The following is a 19,403-nucleotide window of genomic DNA, read 5'->3' as shown; positions in this document are numbered from 1 at the left end:
TATGGTACCGAGAAGGGGACTCGAACCCCTACAGCCTTAGGCCACTACCACCTCAAGGTAGCGTGTCTACCAATTCCACCACCTCGGCAAAAACGTGCGTCACTCTACCACAGGCACATCCGCCGAATCAAGCTTTTCCTGAGTTTGAATTTGCGGCACATCTTCCACAGCAGGCTTCGGCACTTCTAACACTGAAGGATCAGGCACACCTAAATCAGAAACTGATGCTGCACGATCTTTCGCGTAGTAAGCCAACACCATGCTTGAGGCAAAGAAAATCGTTGCCAACACAGCAGTGGTACGACTTAAAAAGCTGCCCGAGCCTTGCGAACCGAATACCGTCGCTGATGCGCCCGAACCAAAGGAAGCACCCGCATCAGCACCTTTACCGTGCTGAATTAAAACAAAACCGACCACACCCAGTGCAGCCAACAAATGCACAACAATAATAACGTTTTCTAACATGTTAGTTTCCTAGCGCGCTAACAATAGCGCTAAATTCTTTGGCATCCAGAGAGGCACCACCGACTAGCCCCCCATCAATATCAGCCATAGCAAATAGTTCGGCTGCATTGGCTGCCTTAACACTACCGCCATAGAGAATCTGTACTTGAGCTGCAACGTCGCTGCACTCTTCAGCCACTCGCTGACGAATCTGCTGATGAATCTCTTGGGCTTGCTCAGGTGTTGCAGTTAAGCCTGTGCCAATTGCCCAAACCGGCTCATAGGCAATCACGGCTTGCTCAAAAGCATCTACTCCAACCTGCTCCACCACCGCTTCCAATTGCTCACACACAGTAGCCGTAGCTAAACCTGCTTCACGCTGAGCCAAGGTTTCACCCAAACATAAAATAGGGATTAAACCTGCTTTTTGCGCAGCGATAAACTTGCGGCATATTACCTGATCTGACTCAGATTGCAATGCACGACGCTCTGAGTGCCCGACTAAAACATAGCGACAACCTAGCTCTGCTAGCTGCAGCGCACTTACCTCACCCGTTAAGGCCCCATACTCTAGCTGCTCAGCACAATCTTGCGCACCTAACTCAATCCCAGTATCAGCTAGTTGCTGTTGTACAGACTGTAAATTGATAAAGCCTGGGATAATCGCCACATCCACTGCAGCCTGACTAAAATCTTGCGCCGCAAGTTCCGCCACTAATGCATTCACCCGCGCTTGCTCACCAAACATTTTCCAGTTACCAGCTACAAGTTTTCGACGCATTAGTAGGCTCTCCATCAGAATAAGGGCGCAAATTATACTTGAAGTTGCTAGACCGAGCTAGCTACAAACCGTTTCCACGACTTGAGCAATCTGTTCTGCATACTGCTGCACTAACTGCTCATCTTCGCCTTCCACCATCACCCGAATCAAAGGTTCTGTTCCAGACTTACGCAGCAATACACGTCCACGCCCCGCCATCGCTTCAGTGGCTTGATCACAGGCTGCTTGCACTTCTGATGCATCTAACGGATTTTTTTCTCCAGAAAAACGCACATTAATTAACACCTGGGGCAATTTTTTCCACGCCAAACGCTCTTTGGCTAAGCTTTGTCCCCGACGCTTTAGCGCCAGCAAGACCTGCAAGGCAGCAATAATTGCATCACCAGTGGTGGCATGCTGGGCACAAAGGATATGCCCTGAGTTTTCACCGCCAAGCACCCAGCCACGACTCTGCATTTCTGCCATCACATAACGATCGCCCACATTAGCCCGCACAAACGGGATGCCACGCTCTTTCAGCGCCAGCTCTAATCCAAGGTTGCTCATTAAGGTGCCGACTACCCCTGTGCCTTCTGGCAAACGTTCACGCTCCTGCAGGTCAGTCGCAATAATATATAACAGCTCATCGCCATCCACTTCAGCCCCGGTGTGATCCACCATCAACACTCGGTCACCATCACCGTCAAAGGCAATACCAAAGTCGGCGCCGTGCTCAACCACTGCTTGGCATAACGAGCCGAGTGAAGTTGAACCTACGCCATGGTTGATATTCACCCCATCAGGATTAGCCGCGGTGACGATAACTTCTGCACCAAGCTCACGAAACACACTAGGCGCTACCTTATAGGTGGCACCATGGGCGCAGTCCAAGACAATTTTAAAGCCTGAAAAATCACTGCTAGTAGGCACACTGCTCTTACAAAACTCAATATAACGACCTGCCGCATCGTTAATCCGTGACGCCTTACCTAACAACTCAGAATCAACCACGCTCATCGGTGTGTCTAGCAGCTCTTCAATCATTAGCTCAACTTCGTCTGGCAGCTTAGTACCCTGCGCGGAGAAGAACTTAATCCCGTTATCATAATGCGGATTATGGCTGGCACTAATGACAATCCCTGCTTCCGCCTTGAAAGTACGGGTTAAATAAGCAACCGCGGGGGTCGGCATCGGGCCTAACAATAAAATATCCGCGCCGGCAGCCGATAACCCTGCTTGCAACGCAGACTCAAACATATAGCCAGAAATACGCGTATCTTTGCCGATTAAAATCCGGCATTTACCCTGCTTACGAAATGCCATGCCCGCCGCCCAGCCTAATTTCAACATAAACTCTGGGGTAATCGGCGCCGTTCCTACACGCCCACGAATGCCATCGGTGCCAAAATACTTACGCGTCATATCCACTTCCTATTGCGCTGCCATTACAGCATTAAACAGTTTGACTGCATCTACAGTAGCAGCCACATCATGCACTCTAAGCACCTTTGCTCCACGCTCAAGCGCCATTACAGCCAACCCTAAGCTACCAAACAAACGCTGCTCAACCGGCTTATCTAATACTTGGCCAATCATACTTTTGCGGGAAACCCCAACCAACAAGGGTAACCCCAAAACAGCTAACTGTTGCTGTTGCTTAAACAAGGTCAAATTATGCGTTAAATTTTTCGCAAATCCAAAACCTGGATCAATCAATAAGCGACTTTTAGCAATTCCTGCTTGCTCGCACAACTGAACCTTCTCCTGCAAGAACTGCAACACCTCGGCCGTCACATCAGCATATTCAGGTTGCTGCTGCATGGTTTGCGGCTCACCTAGCATATGCATTAAACAAACAGCCGCTTGAGTATCCTGCACTGCCTCAAATGCACCTTCACGGCGCAACGAGCGCACATCATTAATCAGCCCGGCACCGGCTGCAATTGACTCACGCATAACACTCGGGGTGGATGTATCAACAGAAATCACCACATCGAGCGTTTGGGCAATGCGCTCAACCAACGGCACTACACGATCTAACTCTTGCTGCTCAGAAACCTGAGCGGCGCCTGGCCGGGTAGACTCACCACCAATATCGACAATCGCTGCGCCTTCAGCACATAACTGCTGTGCCCGTAATAGCGCTTGATCGAGATGATTATAATGCCCACCATCAGAAAAAGAGTCAGGCGTCATATTCACAATACCCATCACCTTGGGCTCAGTTAAATCTAAACGCCGTGCGCCGCACTGTAACCACGATTGCTGTGCCACTTTTACCACCTAACGCTTTCGGTAAAAAAAATGCCGCTGGAATCAGCGGCATCAAGGATTAATGTTCGCTCGCCGGATCCGTTAAGTCAGGCTGAGCGGTTGGAGGTTCTGTGTTTGGCGCTGCAGGAGCACCTGATTGCGGCCCATTACCGCCACTCCAATCTTTAGGCTCACGCACTTCGCGCCCCGCCATAATGTCATCAATTTGATCGGAGTCGATGGTTTCATACTTCATCAAGGCTTGCGCCATGACATCTAGCTTGTCGCGATTATCTTCCAGCAACTGCTTGGCTTTGGCATAGCAGCTATCAATGATTTCTCGTATTTCAAGATCAATCAGTTTAGCTGTTTCACCCGATACATTAGCCGCCGCACCGGAACCACCCCGACCTAAAAAGCCAGCGTCATCATCTTCGGCATACTGCAAAGGCCCTAATTTTTCCGACAGTCCCCACTTGGTTACCATATTGCGAGCAATTTGGGTGGCGCGCATGATGTCATTTGACGCCCCTGTCGTTACCCCATCAAAGCCTAAAGTCATTTCTTCGGCAATCCGACCACCATAAAGTGAGCAGATCTGACTGAGCAAACCACGCTTAGACAAGCTATAACGGTCTTCTTCAGGCAAGAACATGGTCACACCTAAGGCGCGGCCACGGGGAATAATGGACACCTTATAGACTGGGTCATGCTCAGGCACTAAACGGCCAACAATCGCATGTCCCGCCTCGTGATAGGCTGTATTCAGCTTTTCTTTCTCTGACATCACCATGGATTTGCGCTCGGCACCCATCATGATCTTATCTTTGGCTTGTTCAAACTCAGCCATTTCTACTACGCGCTTGCCACCACGAGCGGCAAACAAGGCTGCTTCGTTTACTAAGTTGGCCAAATCTGCACCGGAGAAACCTGGCGTACCGCGGGCAATCACCGCCGCATCCACATCATTACTCACCGGCACTTTACGCATGTGCACATGTAAAATTTGCTCACGCCCACGAATATCAGGCAAACCCACCACCACTTGGCGGTCAAAGCGCCCTGGACGCAATAACGCAGGATCCAGCACGTCTGGACGGTTAGTCGCAGCAATAACAATTACGCCGTCATTGCCTTCAAAACCATCCATTTCAACTAGCAATTGGTTCAGGGTTTGCTCACGCTCATCATGACCGCCGCCCATACCCGAGCCACGGTGACGACCGACCGCATCAATCTCGTCAATAAAGATAATGCACGGGGCGTGTTTTTTGGCCTGCTCGAACATATCACGCACCCGAGAAGCACCAACCCCGACAAACATTTCAACAAAATCAGAACCAGAAATAGTGAAAAATGGCACCTTGGCTTCACCGGCAATCGCCTTAGCCAATAAAGTTTTACCTGTACCTGGCTGACCCACCATCAATACGCCGCGGGGAATTTTTCCACCTAAGCGCTGAAAACGGCTTGGATCACGCAGAAACTCTACCAGCTCACCCACTTCTTCTTTAGCTTCATCACAACCGGCCACATCAGCTAATGTGGTTTTAATTTGGTCTTCAGATAGCATCCGCGCTTTACTTTTACCAAAGCTCATCGGGCCGCCCTTACCGCCAGCGCCGCCCTGCATCTGCCGCATAAAGAACATAAACACGGCAATAATGACCAAAATTGGGAAGCTAGCCACAAGCAGCTGCATCCAAATACTTTGCTGTTCTGGTTGCTTACCCACTACGGTTACATTGTTATCAATCAGGTCGCCCATTAAGCCATTATCTTGAATTGCCGGACGCACCGTTTCAAAACTACTGCCATCGAGGCGCTTACCGCTAATGATATAACCATCAACAGTGACCTGATTCACCTTGCCTTCTTTAACCTGCTCAATAAAAGAGGAGTAATTGAGCTTGGAGGCTTCATTATGGGATGAAAAATTATTCATCACCGTAATCAGCACCACGCCAATTACCACCCAGAGCAATAGGTTTTTAGTCATATCATTCACTTAGCCACCCTCTGCAGCTGCTTGTTGCGGCAACCGCCTGATTAAAATCGAGTTCCAGTTGTATCAAAATTTCTATTCCTAGCTTAGGTGATGTATCGGCTGAGAGTTCACCTTTACTCTCCTCTATAGCCTCGTGCTAACAAATATTGCTCACGCGAACGGTCCCTTGAGGAAGCAGGTTTACGCATCTGTACTTTCTCAAACTGCTCGCGCACCTGTTTTAAGTAAGCATCAAATCCTTCACCTTGGAAAATTTTAATTAAAAAATCCCCGCCTGGCTTTAATACTTTACTGGCAAGGTCCAAAGCTAGTTCGCACAAAAACATAGCACTGGCCTGATCTGCAGTACGGATACCACTCATATTGGGGGCCATGTCCGAAATAACAAGGTCAACCGGCCGATTATTTACCGCCGTTAAAATTTCTTGATAAACCGAGTCTTCAGTAAAGTCGCCCTGAATAAAGGTGACATCAGCAATACTATCCATCGGTAAAATATCCGAAGCAATCAAGGTCCCCTTATCACCAATCACCCGACTGGTTACTTGAGACCAGCCCCCAGGCGCACTGCCTAAGTCAATTACGGTCATGCCAGGGCGCAAAATACGGTCTTTATCTTGAATCTCCAGTAATTTATAGCTAGCCCGCGAACGATAACCGTCTTTCTGCGCCTGCTTAACATACTGATCATCAAAGTGTTCTTTTAGCCAGCGGCCACTACTTTTTGAACGTGCCACAGAATACCTCGTAAAAATACCTCTTTCATGGCTAGGTCGGGTAAACTAGGCGTTTATTCAAACCGTTACACTGCAGAGGTTCACTATGTCGCTCACCCAAGAGCAAAAAAAACAATTTAAAGCTATTGGCCACTTTCTAAAACCGGTGCTGACTGTAGCAGATAACGGTCTATCAGAAGGTGTACTGGCTGAATTAGATCGTGCACTTAATGATCACGAATTAATTAAAGTTCAGCTCCGTATTGGTGAGCGCGAAGATCGAAAAGCTATTTTAGACCAACTTTGCCAATCAGCCAGCGCTGAATTGGTACAAAGTATTGGTAAGGTGGCTGTTATCTACCGTAAAAATCCTAAGCCCAATAAAAATCTGTCGAATATTTTACGCTACCAAGCTTAATTTTCGCGCGCTTGATGATTCTGCTCTACTGCTGGAAACGGCTGTACCAGCAAGAGCAGACCCACGCAACTCAATGCTAAATAACTGTACCCTTGGACTATCTGCAGCTGCGAATCGATCACTGGCAAAGCATAAAACACTGCCGCTAACACTAAACTGCTAAGCAATAGCCACCCTCGTAGATCGCTTAACCAGCGTGCTTTACGCGCTTGCATCAACAGCACCAGCTGAAATATCACACCCACCACTGCCAAGCCAACCAAAACTGGCCTTAAACTCTCTGCCACCTCTTGCACTAACATTGGCGCCAAAGCCATTGTTTGCAAAGCGGGCAGCAACAGAAAATGGGTTAAAAATAAACTACCAACCCACAGCATTTGTACCAGCTGCCAAATCACTTGGGAGCTGGTTAATGCTGGAGTCAGTACGGCTTTAGATGTGCTTAACTTCAAGTATCTCATACTCCACAACACCACTCGGCGTTTGGATAGCTACCACTTCACCTTCCTCTTTGCCAATTAAGCCACGGGCAATCGGTGAGGTGACTGAGATTTTTCCTTGTTTGATGTCAGCTTCATCTTCACCCACAATCTGGTAAGAGACTTCTTCATCGGTATCCACATTCATAATGTCGATGGTGGTACCAAAAATCACCTTACCAGTGTGAGCGATGGTCGTTACATCAATCACTTGAGCGGCTGAAAGGCGGCCTTCGATGTCTCGAATGCGCGCCTCGACCATACCCTGCTGCTCACGAGCAGCATGATATTCAGCATTTTCCTTGAGGTCACCTAGCTCACGCGCAGTGGCAATAGCTTCAGTGATTTGCGGACGACGCTCGGTTTTCAAAAAGTTAAGTTCATCTTCCAAGGCGCGAGCGCCTTGGACAGTCATTGGAAATTTAGTCACGCATTAATTCCTGAGTGCAAGTCTTGCAAGCGACGAACAGTCTTTTCAGGACCAAACTTCAACGCTTCACATACGGCTTGCCCACCAGCCAAGGTGGTGGTGAGGTAAACCTTATGCTGCAAGGCATTACGACGAATCGAGAACGAGTCAGCAATCGACTGACGTCCTTCCGTCGTATTAATAATCAACGTCACCTCAGCATTTTTGATCATATCAACCACGTGAGGACGACCTTCAGTTACTTTATTTACTCGGCGTACCGGTAAATCAGCTGCCTCAATGATACGAGCTGTGCCAGAAGTCGCAACTACCTCAAAGCCTAATTCGATTAAATCACGGGCTAAAGCGGCCACATAGGGCTTGTCATCTTCACGCACGCTCAAAAATACCGTGCCCTCAGTAGGTAACGTCTCGCTAGCACCCATTTGTGATTTAGCAAAGGCTTCAGCAAAGCTATCGCCCACGCCCATCACTTCACCGGTAGACTTCATTTCAGGGCCAAGAATGGTATCTACCCCAGGGAACTTAGCAAAGGGGAACACCGCCTCTTTAACACTGTAGAACGGCGGAATAATTTCCTTGGTAAAGCCTACTTCCTCAAGGGTTTTACCAGCCATTACGCGGGCCGCTACTTTAGCAATGGATTCGCCAATGCACTTAGAAACAAAAGGCACAGTACGGGAAGCACGTGGGTTGACTTCAATCACATAGATATCATCGCCCTGAACCGCCATCTGTACGTTCATTAAACCAACAACGCCTAGCTCTAGTGCCATGCGTGATACCTGGTCGCGAATGATATCTTGCACTTCAGGGGTTAAGGAATACGGTGGCAATGAACAGGCTGAGTCACCGGAGTGCACCCCGGCTTGCTCAATGTGCTGCATAATGGCGCCGATCACCACTTGCTTACCATCCGATACCGCATCTACATCCACTTCAATTGCACTGTTGAGGAAGTAGTCCAGCAGCACTGGGCTGTCATTGGAAACTTGCACCGCTTCACGCATATAACGCTTAAGCTCTTCCTCGTCATACACAATTTCCATCGCGCGACCACCTAACACATAGGAAGGACGCACCACCAATGGATAACCGATTTCACGGGAAGCAATAATCGCTTCCTCTTCACTGCGGGCGGTTGCATTTTGCGGCTGTAGCAAGTTAAGGCGCTGCACCATTTGCTGGAAACGCTCACGGTCTTCCGCACGGTCAATCGCATCAGGACTAGTACCAATAATCGGCACCCCGGCTTCTTCTAACGCGCGGCAGATTTTAAGTGGCGTTTGTCCACCATACTGCACAATCACACCCACTGGCTTTTCAATCCGCACAATTTCTAATACATCCTCTAGAGTCACCGGCTCAAAGTAGAGGCGGTCAGAGGTGTCATAGTCGGTGGAAACCGTTTCAGGGTTACAGTTCACCATAATGGTTTCGTAACCATCTTCACGCATGGCAAAGGCCGCATGTACACAGCAGTAGTCAAACTCGATACCTTGACCAATACGGTTTGGACCACCACCTAAAATCATGATTTTCTTGTTGTCTGACGGATTAGCTTCGCACTCTTCTTCATAGGTGGAGTACATGTAAGCAGTATCAGTAGCAAACTCAGCAGCGCAGGTATCTACTCGCTTGTACACTGGCAATACACCTAACTGCTGGCGACGGGCACGCACGCTTTTTTCTGTGACCGACAACAACTTAGCTAAGCGCGCATCACCAAAACCTTTGCGCTTAAGTTTACGCATTAAGGCGTAATCCACATCATTCAAACCGATGGTTTTCAGACGCTCGGCTTCTTTAACTAAGTCTTCTAACTGAATTAAGAACCAATGATCAATCTTGGTCAGCTCGTAAATTTCATCGCGACTCATACCAAAACGAATGGCATCGCCTAAGTACCAAATGCGATCAGCTCCTGGCACGGTTAATTCGCGGCGCAAGGTTGATTCGGCATCGGCAGCTTTAATATCCATAATTGAATCTAAGCCATTCACGCCCACTTCTAGGCCGCGCAGGGCTTTTTGTAACGACTCTTGGAAGGTGCGACCTATCGCCATCACTTCACCCACCGATTTCATCTGGGTGGTTAAACGGGCATCGGCTTTAGGGAACTTTTCAAAAGCAAAGCGTGGAATCTTAGTAACTACGTAATCAATTGCTGGCTCAAAAGAAGCGGGCGTACGACCACCGGTAATGTCGTTGCTTAGCTCATCTAGGGTATAACCCACAGCTAACTTAGCGGCAATTTTAGCAATCGGGAAGCCTGTAGCTTTTGAAGCCAGTGCTGATGAGCGGGACACACGGGGGTTCATTTCAATCACCACCATGCGACCATCTTTAGGGTCAATTCCAAACTGTACGTTTGAACCACCGGTCTCAACACCAATTTCACGCATTACCGCCAACGAGGCATCGCGCATGATTTGGTATTCTTTATCGGTTAAGGTTTGGGCTGGCGCTACGGTGATTGAGTCACCGGTATGCACTCCCATAGGATCAAAGTTTTCAATTGAGCAAACGATAATGCAGTTGTCGTTTTTATCACGCACAACCTCCATTTCGTACTCTTTCCAGCCGATCAGTGATTCATCAATCAACAGCTCTTTAGTTGGTGATAAATCTAAACCGCGGGTACAGATCTCTTCAAACTCTTCGCGGTTATAAGCAATCCCGCCACCGGTACCACCCATGGTGAAACTAGGGCGAATAATGCAGGGAAAACCTACTTCATCTAACACTCGGTAGGCGTCATCCATCGAGTGCGCAATCCCCGAGCGCGGGCAAGCTAAGCCAATATCACGCATAGCTTTATCAAAACGTGAGCGGTCTTCAGCTTTATCGATGGTGTCGGCATTAGCACCGATCATTTCTACGCCAAATTTCTCCAAAATACCTTCACGCTCTAACGCCAACGCACAGTTCAGCGCGGTTTGTCCGCCCATGGTTGGCAGCAGCGCATCTGGACGCTCTTTTTCAATGATTTTAGCCACGGTTTGCCATTGAATTGGCTCAATGTAGGTGGCATCGGCCATGGCAGGGTCAGTCATAATGGTGGCTGGGTTCGAGTTAACCAAAATGACTCGATAGCCCTCTTCACGCAGTGCTTTACACGCCTGCGCGCCCGAGTAGTCAAACTCACAAGCCTGACCAATGACAATCGGACCGGCGCCGATAATTAAAATGCTTTTGATATCTGTGCGTTTTGGCATGGGATTCTCGTAATATTCAGGACAAAGTTGCAGTCGCCAGCTTCACGCCAAAGCCGACAAACAGAGTACCTACTGCGGCTCCAGCACCGGTTGCAATACGCTTACGCTGTGCAAACCAGTGGGCCAAGCGGGCACCCATAAAAATCAGTACCGTAAGGTACAACAAGCTAATCACTTGTAAAATAATGCCCAACACCAGAAAGGACACTCCAGGATAGGCGTAACCTGGGTCAACAAACTGGATAAAAAAAGACATAAAAAACAAGATAGCTTTAGGATTCGACAAACTCAGCACCAAGGCTTTACGCAACGGATGACTCAGTTTGTGCGAGGCAGACGGCTCAGTTGCAGCCACTGCTGGCTTACTGTTCAACGCTTTAGAGCAATAAGTGCGCCAAGCGCCGACTAACATCCGCAAACCAAGATAACCAAGGTAAGCAGCGCCAATCATTTTAAAAACATCAAACAGCATCGGGTGTGTCTTTAGCAGCGATGCCATGCCGAGCGCTGAAAACAGCATCAGCAAGCTATCACCAATAAATACCCCCGCAGCTGCGCGATAACCAGCGGCTACCCCGCGCTGCACAGCAGTGCTAAGCACAAATAACGAGTTAGGGCCTGGCAGCAATACAATCAACACTGTACCTATGACATAGGCCCAGAGTTCCACCACTCCCAAACTCGCCATCATAACTACTTAGCCATCGCTGCGACAAAACGATCGAACAAGCCATTCACATCATTTGGACCAGGGCTTGCTTCTGGATGCCCTTGGAAGCCAAAGGCCACTACATCGGTACGCTCAACGCCCTGCACGGTGCCATCAAATAAAGAACGATGAGTAACCCGCAGGTTAGCTGGCAAGCTGTCTTCAGCAACGGCAAAACCATGATTTTGACTGGTAATCATGACCCGCTGGGTAGCTAAGTCTTGTACCGGGTGATTAGCCCCATGATGACCATTTGGCAGCTTTTCAGTGCGCGCACCGGAAGCCAACGCTAATAGCTGATGACCTAAACAGATACCAAATACGGGCTTGCCTGCGGCAATCACTTGCTCAATGGCTTGTACTGCATAGCTGCAAGGTGCTGGATCGCCAGGGCCATTAGATAAGAACACCCCATCCGGATTGAGCGCCAACACTTCACTGGCTGGCGTCTCAGCTGGTACTACGGTTACTCGGCAACCGCGCGCCACTAATAAACGTAAAATATTACGCTTCACGCCAAAATCATAGGCCACCACATGGTAAGGCAGTTTTGCTGCCGGAACTTCTGGGTGACTGTCAGTTTGTAAGCACCAAGGGCCTGAACGCCACTCATAGATCTCAGCGGTGCTCACTTCACGGGCTAGGTCTTTACCTTGAATACCGGCAAACTGCTGAGCTAAGGCCAACGCTTGCTCTTCAGTTGCATCTTCACCGGCTAAGATACAGCCATTAAGCGCCCCTTTTTCACGCAAAATGCGAGTTAAGCGACGGGTATCAATATCGGCAATAGCCACGACTTTATTGGCTTTTAAATACTCGCCTAGTGGCTGCTGATCACGCCAGTTGCTAGAAATTAACGGTAAGTCACGAATAATAAGTCCTGCTGCCCACACCTGATTAGACTCAGCATCTTCAGGCGTTGTCCCTGAGTTACCGATATGTGGATAGGTCAGAGCAACCATTTGTTGTGCATAGGATGGATCCGTTAGAATTTCCTGATAGCCGGTCATGGCGGTATTGAATACCACCTCACCAACGGTCTGTCCGTCAATTCCAATGGATTCGCCCTTAAAAATACTGCCGTCTGCAAGGGCGAGTATGGCTGGCTTAGTCAAGAAGACCTCCCGATATAGTAGCAATGGTGCGCTTTTTTCTCGCAAAAAAGCGGAATGACGTGAGTAAACATCATTCCGCTTTAAATACAATTCATAGTGTGCGCTTCTTTAGTAATAAACTAAAACGGCATTCTACTGGAATTTTTCCTAAACCGAAAGGCTAACGTAAGCTAAGTACGTCTTGCATATCGTAAAGTCCTGCAGGCTGCTTTTGTAACCAGCTCGCTGCACGCACCGCCCCTTTAGCAAAGGTCATACGACTGGAGGCTTTATGGGTAATCTCTACCCGCTCACCTTCAGTGGCAAACAGCACCGTATGATCGCCCACCACATCGCCCGCACGCACTGTTGCAAAGCCTATGGTCTCACGCTCGCGGGCACCGGTTTGCCCTTCTCGACCATACACTGCCACTTGCTGCAAATCACGACCTAATGCTTCTGCCACCACTTCGCCCATCCGTAGTGCGGTACCTGAAGGCGCATCAACTTTATGGCGATGGTGAGCTTCAATAATTTCGATATCTGCATCATCACCCATCACCCGCGCCGCCATGTCTAACAATTTAAGACATAGGTTCACGCCCACACTGTAGTTGGCCGCAAAGACAATCGGAATCTCTTGGGCAGCCTGGGTTAATAGCTCACGCTCAGCAGGACTAAAGCCGGTGGTACCAATCACCATTGCTTTGCCAGCCTGACGACAGACTTCTAACGTATTTACCGTGACGGTTGGGTGAGTAAAATCAATCACTAAGTCAAAGTGCTCTAGCTGACTGCCTAGATCAGCGACTAAGTTAACCCCTAACCGCCCAACACCAGCCAGCTCACCTACGTCAGCACCAATTAAACTGCTATCAGGACGGTCAACCGCCACTGTTAACTGACAACCGTCTAACTGTTGCACGGCCTCAATTAAGGTTTTACCCATGCGCCCAGCAGCGCCCATAATTGCAATACGAAGCATAGAGGAATCCTTTGATTAGTGATTTACCGCCCGCTTTAAACTCGCGACGATAAAAAAAGTCAGTTTGAGCCTATTATGCCGCAAACTGACTTTATCTGTTACGCCTGTTTCCGCTGAGCACTCAACTCAGCCATGACCACTAACGACTACAGGTCATTAAAGAAACGTTTAACTCCCTCAAAGAAGCCGCTAGCTTTAGGTGAGTGCGAAGCATCACCTTGCAAGCTGGTACGAAACTCCTCGAGCATTTCACGCTGGCGTTTATCGAGTTTAACCGGCGTTTCCACCACCACACGGCACATCAAATCACCGACAGCATGCCCACGCACAGGCTTAACACCTTTACCGCGCAAACGGAACATTTTGCCGGTTTGGGTACCCTCAGGAATTTTTAATTTAACCCGACCATCCAAAGTCGGCACTTCAAGCTCACCACCTAAGGCTGCATCGGCAATATTGATCGGCACTTCGCAGTACAAATCAGCGCCATCACGCTCAAAGATATCGTGGGGCAGCACATTCACCACCACATACAAATCACCTGCAGGACCGCCTTTTACTCCAAGGTCGCCCTCACCCGATAAGCGAATGCGATCACCCGTATCCACGCCAGCAGGAATTTTTACCGACAAGGTTTTTGTTTCTTCCACCCGCCCTTGACCATGGCAAGAGCCGCAAGGATCAGTAATCATCTTACCGCTACCATGACAACGCGGACACTCTTGCTGTACAGCAAAGAAACCTTGCTGCATACGCACCTGTCCTACGCCATTACAGGTCGTACAGGTGACTGGACTGGTGCCTTTTTTCGCCCCACTGCCATGGCAGGTTTTGCATTCGACTGCCGTTGGAATGGTGATCTTCTGAGTGGTACCACGCACCGCCTCTTCTAGGCTTAAATCCATGGTGTAACGTAGATCGGAACCACGCTGAGGACCGCCACGCTGGCTGCGTCCACCACCAAAGATATCGCCAAATACATCACCGAAAATATCGCCAAAGTTACCGCCGGAGAAGCCACCACCAAAACCGCCACCGCCCATTTGCGGATCCACTCCGGCATGGCCGTATTGATCATAAGCCGCACGCTTTTCTGCGTCGGACAGCACCTCATAGGCTTCGTTAGCTTCTTTAAACTTTTCTTCCGCGTCTTTGTCGTCGGGATTACGGTCTGGGTGAAACTTCATCGCTAAGCGGCGATAAGCTTTTTTTAGCTCCGCTTCACTGGCTCCGCGCTCAACCCCAAGCACTTCGTAATAATCACGCTTTGACATAAAACTTACTCTCTGACTTAAAACTGCACCTTAAACACGTCAACGCGGGAGCAAGCTCCCGCGCGAACAGTGATGCAGCTTATTACAGGCCACATCGATTAAGTGAACACTCTAGGCAACAATTACTTGTTGTCGTTATCTTTCACTTCTTCAAACTCTGCATCAACTACATCGTCTGAACCAGCTTGAGCCTGATCTGCACCCGCCTCAGCTGCTTGAGCTTGGTCGGCATACATTTTTTGCGCCACCGGTGCAGTCGCTTGCGATACAGCCTCGACTTTAGCTTCGATCAGTGCTTTATCGTCGCCTTTAATCGCTTCTTCAAGCTCAGCGACCGCCGCTTCAATGGCTGTTTTTTCTTCGTCAGTCACCTTGTCGCCTGCCTCAGTCACCATCTTACGGGTCGCATGGACCAGCTGATCACCTTGGTTACGCGCCGTTACTAACTCTTCAAACTTGCGATCTTCCTCAGCATTAGCCTCGGCATCACGCACCATTTGCTCAACTTCTTCATCGCTTAAGCCAGAGTTAGCCTTAATCACTACCGACTGCTCTTTACCGGTCGCCTTATCTTTGGCTGACACGTTCATAATACCGTTCGCGTCAATATCAAAGGTCACTTCAATTTGTGGCACACCGCGTGGCGCAGGCGGAATATCCGATAAGTCAAAACGACCTAAGGATTTGTTTTGCGCTGCTTGCTTACGCTCACCTTGTAACACATGAATGGTTACTGCCGGCTGGTTATCATCAGCCGTTGAGAACACCTGGGATTTCTTGGTTGGAATCGTCGTGTTTTTCTCAATCAGGTTAGTCATCACGCCGCCCATGGTTTCAATACCCAAGGACAGAGGCGTCACGTCTAGCAGTAAAACGTCTTTAACATCACCACCTAATACCGCACCCTGAATGGCCGCACCCATGGCTACTGCTTCGTCAGGGTTAACGTCTTTACGGGCTTCTTTACCAAAGTAATCAGCGACCGCTTTTTGCACTAATGGCATACGGGTCTGACCACCTACCAGAATCACCTCATCAATCGCGCTGGCTTCAAGGCCTGCATCGGCTAACGCAGTGCGGCACGGCTCTAAAGTACGCTGGACTAAATCTTCTACCAATGACTCTAATTTAGCGCGAGAAATAATCACGTTTAAGTGCTTAGGACCACTGGCATCAGCCGTGATGTAAGGCAAGTTAACGTCGGTTTGCTGCGCTGAAGAGAGCTCAATTTTAGCCTTCTCAGCCGCTTCTTTTAAGCGCTGCATCGCCAATGGATCACCTTTAAGATCCATACCGCTGTCTTTCTTAAACTCATCGGCTAAGTAGTCGATTAAACGAATATCAAAGTCTTCACCACCTAAGAAGGTGTCACCGTTGGTGGCCAACACTTCAAACTGGTGCTCGCCATCAATTTCAGCAATTTCAATCACCGAAACGTCAAAGGTACCACCACCTAAGTCATACACGATCACCGTACGGTCGCCTTTGGCTTTATCCATACCGTAAGCTAGGGCTGCTGCTGTCGGCTCGTTAATAATCCGCTTAACATCTAAGCCGGCAATACGACCCGCATCTTTAGTGGCTTGACGCTGACTGTCGTTAAAGTATGCAGGAACCGTAACTACGGCTTCGGTAACTGGCTCACCGAGGTAGTCCTCAGCGGTTTTCTTCATTTTCTTCAAGACTTCCGCAGAAATCTGTGGCGGTGCCATTTTTTCGCCTTTTACTTCAACCCAGGCATCACCATTGTCCGCTTTAACAATAGCGAAAGGCACCATTTTGATGTCTTTTTGCACTACTTCTTCGTCAAACCGACGACCAATTAAGCGCTTCACCGCATACAGGGTGTTGGTTGGGTTAGTCACCGCCTGACGCTTAGCTGATTGCCCTACTAACACCTCACCGTCGTTGGCATAAGCAACGATTGATGGCGTAGTACGACCACCCTCAGCGTTTTCAATAATTTTTGCAGTACCGTTTTCTAACACTGACACGCAGGAGTTAGTTGTACCCAAGTCAATACCAATAATCTTACCCATGATGTTCTCCAAACTGATCTAAGTCTTATGCTCGCTATGAGCCGCTAATTCTTAATGCTTGACTAATAAATGGGGGCTATTTTTAACTTTTCAAGCCCTCGGCTATTTATTGTGTCGCTTATTATTTCGTAACGCTGTTATTGCTGGTACTTACTGACTCACCACTACCATAGCCGGACGCAGTAAACGGCCACTGATGGAATAACCTTTCTGGAATACCTTCACCACCGAGTTTGGCTCAACCTCAGCATTAGATTCCATTGAAATGGCTTGGTGTAACTCTGGATCAAAGGGCTGACCCTCTGGTGAAATTTGCTCTACCTGATGACGCTTTAAGGTATCAAGCAACAGCTTTAAGGTCAGTTCAATCCCTTCCCGCATCGACTGCACCGCCGTATCCTCAGTAATCTGTACCTCAAGTGCACGCTCTAAGGTATCCACCACCGCTAATAAGTCTTTAGCAAATTTTTCTAAAGCAAACTTATGGGCTTTTTCTACATCCTGATCGGCGCGGCGACGGGTATTTTGTACCTCAGCCATTAATCGCAGTTCTTGATCTTTAGCCATTGCCAACTGATCAGTTAACGCCGCTAACTGTGCTTCTAGGTCATTTTCCACCGCTGGCTCAGGCGCCTCAGCTGCTTCACTCTCAAGCAAAGCTTCATCTACTTCAACTTCTGGTGTTTCTGGTTTCTGCTGTTCTGTCATTGCCCTGTCCTCAGTGCAGTATTTTTTACAAGTTACGCTTTATATGAGGGCTAGCTCCTACAAATTCAAGGCACTAAACCAGGTGATTTAAAAAGTCCTTTGCAAGCCATAAAAAATACTGTATAAATTCACAGACTGTTTATTGTTACAGGTGAATTTCATGCTGACTCATCTAACGATTTCCCACTACACCATTGTTGAACACCTAGAACTTGATTTGCGCTCAGGGATGAGTGTAATTACCGGTGAAACAGGGGCAGGAAAATCGATTATGCTCGATGCCCTTGGACTGGTCTTAGGTGGACGCGCCCATAGTCATGCGGTTAAGCCCGAGCGAGAAAAAGCTGAAATTCAAGCGCTGTTTGACCTAACCCAGTTACCTGCTGCTCAACAATGGTTGCAAGAACGCGATCTAGCGGATGATCAGCAGTGCATTTTACGCCGAGTCATTACCCAAGAAGGCCGCTCACGCGCCTACATTAATGGTATCGCCTGCCCACTAGCTGACCTTAAAACCCTAGGCGAAATGCTGGTCCATATCCACGGCCAACATGCCCAACAAGCCCTGCTGAAACTCGATCAGCACCGCTTATTACTTGACGACTACGCCCAAGCCGATGCCTTAGCTGCGCAAGTCAAGCAGGCTGCGCTCAGCTATCGACAATTAAGCCAAGCCAAGCACAACGCTGAACAAGCCGCTGCTCAGCACGAAGCTCAATTACAATTACTGCGTTACCAACTGGAAGAACTGGATCAGCTAAATCTAGGAGAAACTGAGCTTGCCGAACTTGAACAAGAGCAGCGCTTACTAGATAACGCCATTCAGCTGCTAGGCAGCTCGCAAACTGTGCTGGATATCTGCAGTGATAACCCTGAAAACTCACTGCTCAGCAGTCTTAACTATTGCCTGCAACAACTAAGCAATAGCCAAGCGGCTAAACAATTAAACCAGTTTGAAAGCGCACGGCATTTACTTAGCAGCGCTCATATTCAAATTGACGAGGCCATGGGCGAATTGCGCCGTTTTTCCGATAGTTTTGATGCCGACCCTATACGTCAAGAACAGATTGAGCAACGCCTCGATAGCATCTACAGCTTAGCGCGCAAGCATAAAATTCAACCCGAGCACTTGCTCAATCTGCAGCAAGAGTTACGCGCCGAGCTCAACACCCTTGATCAACAAGCCGCCAATCTAGAGCAGCTTGAGCAACAAATTGAACAGGCACAAAGTAACTACCAGGTCGCCGCTGAAGCCTTAAGCCAAGCGCGCCACCGGGCAGCGCCCCGCTTTGCACAGGCGGTATCCAAGCAACTCAAACAGCTAGGGTTAGTTTCTATTCAATTTGAAATTGGCCTATTTCCGCGGGCAGCCAACGAAGAGCTTTCTAGCCATGGCCTTGAACAAGTCAGTTTTTTAGTCAGCACCAACCCAGGTCAACCCTTGCAAGAAATGGCCAAGGTCGTCTCCGGTGGTGAGCTTTCACGTATTAGCTTAGCTATCCAAGTGGTGTCTGCAGCTAGCAGCGAAACGCCTACCTTAGTTTTTGATGAGGTCGATGTGGGCATTGGCGGCCCCACCGCTGAAGTCGTTGGACGCTTACTGCATCAACTCGGGCAACGTGGCCAAGTGATTGCTGTCACCCACTTACCACAGGTAGCAGCCCATGGTGACCAGCATCTGTATGTGCATAAAAAACACTCCAAACACAGCACCGACACTTCGGTCAAAGTCCTGTCCACCCATGAGCGTACTAAAGAGGTCGCCCGTATGTTGGGGGGGATTCAAATCACCAACGAATCCCTAGCCCATGCTAAGCAACTACTGCGTTTGCCGATTTCCGCTTCTGCCTAAACTGCAAGCCCGCTGC

Annotated in this window: 17 protein-coding genes and 1 tRNA gene; 2 read left to right on the top strand and 16 right to left on the bottom strand. The window is 48.8% G+C overall.

The window, feature by feature from the left end; genetic code table 11:
* Positions 1–2 precede the first annotated feature (2 nt).
* The 7 genes from AKN87_RS11605 to rlmE form a co-directional block, all read right to left on the bottom strand.
* A tRNA-Leu gene (locus tag AKN87_RS11605) sits at positions 3–88 on the bottom strand.
* Between the two features lie 11 nt (positions 89–99).
* Positions 100–465 carry a preprotein translocase subunit SecG gene (gene secG, locus AKN87_RS11600; RefSeq protein ID WP_053101364.1) on the bottom strand — a complete coding sequence of 122 codons (366 nt, stop codon included), beginning with the start codon at positions 463–465 and terminating at the stop codon, positions 100–102.
* A 1-nt stretch (position 466) separates the two neighbouring features.
* Entirely contained in the window at positions 467–1,225 is a 759-nt protein-coding gene (gene tpiA, locus AKN87_RS11595) for a triose-phosphate isomerase (protein ID WP_053103542.1), read from the bottom strand.
* A 57-nt stretch (positions 1,226–1,282) separates the two neighbouring features.
* Entirely contained in the window at positions 1,283–2,626 is a 1,344-nt protein-coding gene (glmM, locus tag AKN87_RS11590; protein WP_053103541.1) for a phosphoglucosamine mutase, read from the bottom strand.
* A gap of 9 nt (positions 2,627–2,635) precedes the next feature.
* A complete protein-coding gene (gene folP / locus AKN87_RS11585; protein ID WP_053103540.1) occupies positions 2,636–3,487 on the bottom strand; it encodes a dihydropteroate synthase in 852 nt (283 codons plus the stop codon).
* 49 nt (positions 3,488–3,536) lie between these two features.
* A complete protein-coding gene (gene ftsH, locus AKN87_RS11580; RefSeq protein WP_053101353.1) occupies positions 3,537–5,456 on the bottom strand; it encodes an ATP-dependent zinc metalloprotease FtsH in 1,920 nt (639 codons plus the stop codon).
* 122 nt (positions 5,457–5,578) lie between these two features.
* Positions 5,579–6,202 (bottom strand): 23S rRNA (uridine(2552)-2'-O)-methyltransferase RlmE, encoded by a 624-nt coding sequence (gene rlmE / locus AKN87_RS11575; RefSeq protein WP_053101351.1) that lies wholly within the window; start codon positions 6,200–6,202, stop codon positions 5,579–5,581.
* A gap of 85 nt (positions 6,203–6,287) precedes the next feature.
* Between rlmE and yhbY the strand changes: the two genes are divergently transcribed.
* On the top strand, positions 6,288–6,599 hold the full coding sequence (yhbY, locus tag AKN87_RS11570) for a ribosome assembly RNA-binding protein YhbY (RefSeq protein WP_053101350.1): 312 nt from the start codon (positions 6,288–6,290) through the stop codon (positions 6,597–6,599).
* Here yhbY and AKN87_RS11565 read toward each other — a convergent pair.
* The 9 genes from AKN87_RS11565 to grpE all read right to left on the bottom strand — a co-directional run bounded on the left by AKN87_RS11565 (position 6,596) and on the right by grpE (position 17,535).
* Positions 6,596–7,060 carry a hypothetical protein gene (locus AKN87_RS11565; protein WP_148561509.1) on the bottom strand — a complete coding sequence of 155 codons (465 nt, stop codon included), beginning with the start codon at positions 7,058–7,060 and terminating at the stop codon, positions 6,596–6,598. The genes yhbY and AKN87_RS11565 overlap by 4 nt on opposite strands.
* A complete protein-coding gene (greA, locus tag AKN87_RS11560; protein ID WP_053101347.1) occupies positions 7,032–7,508 on the bottom strand; it encodes a transcription elongation factor GreA in 477 nt (158 codons plus the stop codon). The genes AKN87_RS11565 and greA overlap by 29 nt, the downstream gene beginning before the upstream one ends.
* The gene (carB, locus tag AKN87_RS11555; RefSeq protein ID WP_053101345.1) at positions 7,505–10,726 is read right to left on the bottom strand and encodes a carbamoyl-phosphate synthase large subunit; all 3,222 of its coding nucleotides are present in this window, start codon (positions 10,724–10,726) and stop codon (positions 7,505–7,507) included. Before carB ends, greA begins: the two co-directional genes overlap by 4 nt.
* A gap of 16 nt (positions 10,727–10,742) precedes the next feature.
* The gene (gene leuE / locus AKN87_RS11550; RefSeq protein ID WP_231692627.1) at positions 10,743–11,414 is read right to left on the bottom strand and encodes a leucine efflux protein LeuE; all 672 of its coding nucleotides are present in this window, start codon (positions 11,412–11,414) and stop codon (positions 10,743–10,745) included.
* A 5-nt stretch (positions 11,415–11,419) separates the two neighbouring features.
* Entirely contained in the window at positions 11,420–12,550 is a 1,131-nt protein-coding gene (carA, locus tag AKN87_RS11545) for a glutamine-hydrolyzing carbamoyl-phosphate synthase small subunit (protein ID WP_053101341.1), read from the bottom strand.
* A 160-nt stretch (positions 12,551–12,710) separates the two neighbouring features.
* Complete coding sequence (gene dapB, locus AKN87_RS11540; protein ID WP_053101339.1) at positions 12,711–13,514, bottom strand: 4-hydroxy-tetrahydrodipicolinate reductase; 804 nt, start codon at positions 13,512–13,514, stop codon at positions 12,711–12,713.
* 146 nt (positions 13,515–13,660) lie between these two features.
* Complete coding sequence (gene dnaJ / locus AKN87_RS11535; RefSeq protein WP_053103537.1) at positions 13,661–14,788, bottom strand: molecular chaperone DnaJ; 1,128 nt, start codon at positions 14,786–14,788, stop codon at positions 13,661–13,663.
* A 122-nt stretch (positions 14,789–14,910) separates the two neighbouring features.
* Entirely contained in the window at positions 14,911–16,827 is a 1,917-nt protein-coding gene (gene dnaK, locus AKN87_RS11530) for a molecular chaperone DnaK (RefSeq protein WP_053101333.1), read from the bottom strand.
* A 150-nt stretch (positions 16,828–16,977) separates the two neighbouring features.
* A complete protein-coding gene (gene grpE / locus AKN87_RS11525) occupies positions 16,978–17,535 on the bottom strand; it encodes a nucleotide exchange factor GrpE (protein WP_053101331.1) in 558 nt (185 codons plus the stop codon).
* Between the two features lie 160 nt (positions 17,536–17,695).
* Here grpE and recN point away from each other — a divergent pair, with 160 nt between their 5' ends.
* Positions 17,696–19,387: a DNA repair protein RecN gene (gene recN / locus AKN87_RS11520; RefSeq protein ID WP_053103536.1), complete on the top strand. Its 1,692-nt coding sequence runs from the start codon at positions 17,696–17,698 to the stop codon at positions 19,385–19,387.
* The last annotated feature ends 16 nt before the right edge of the window (positions 19,388–19,403 follow it).

The organism is Thiopseudomonas alkaliphila (genome assembly GCF_001267175.1).
Lineage (GTDB): Bacteria > Pseudomonadota > Gammaproteobacteria > Pseudomonadales > Pseudomonadaceae > Oblitimonas > Oblitimonas alkaliphila.
Note: the sequence above shows the minus strand (reverse complement) of the source record. Positions and strands in the feature narration are given on the sequence as shown.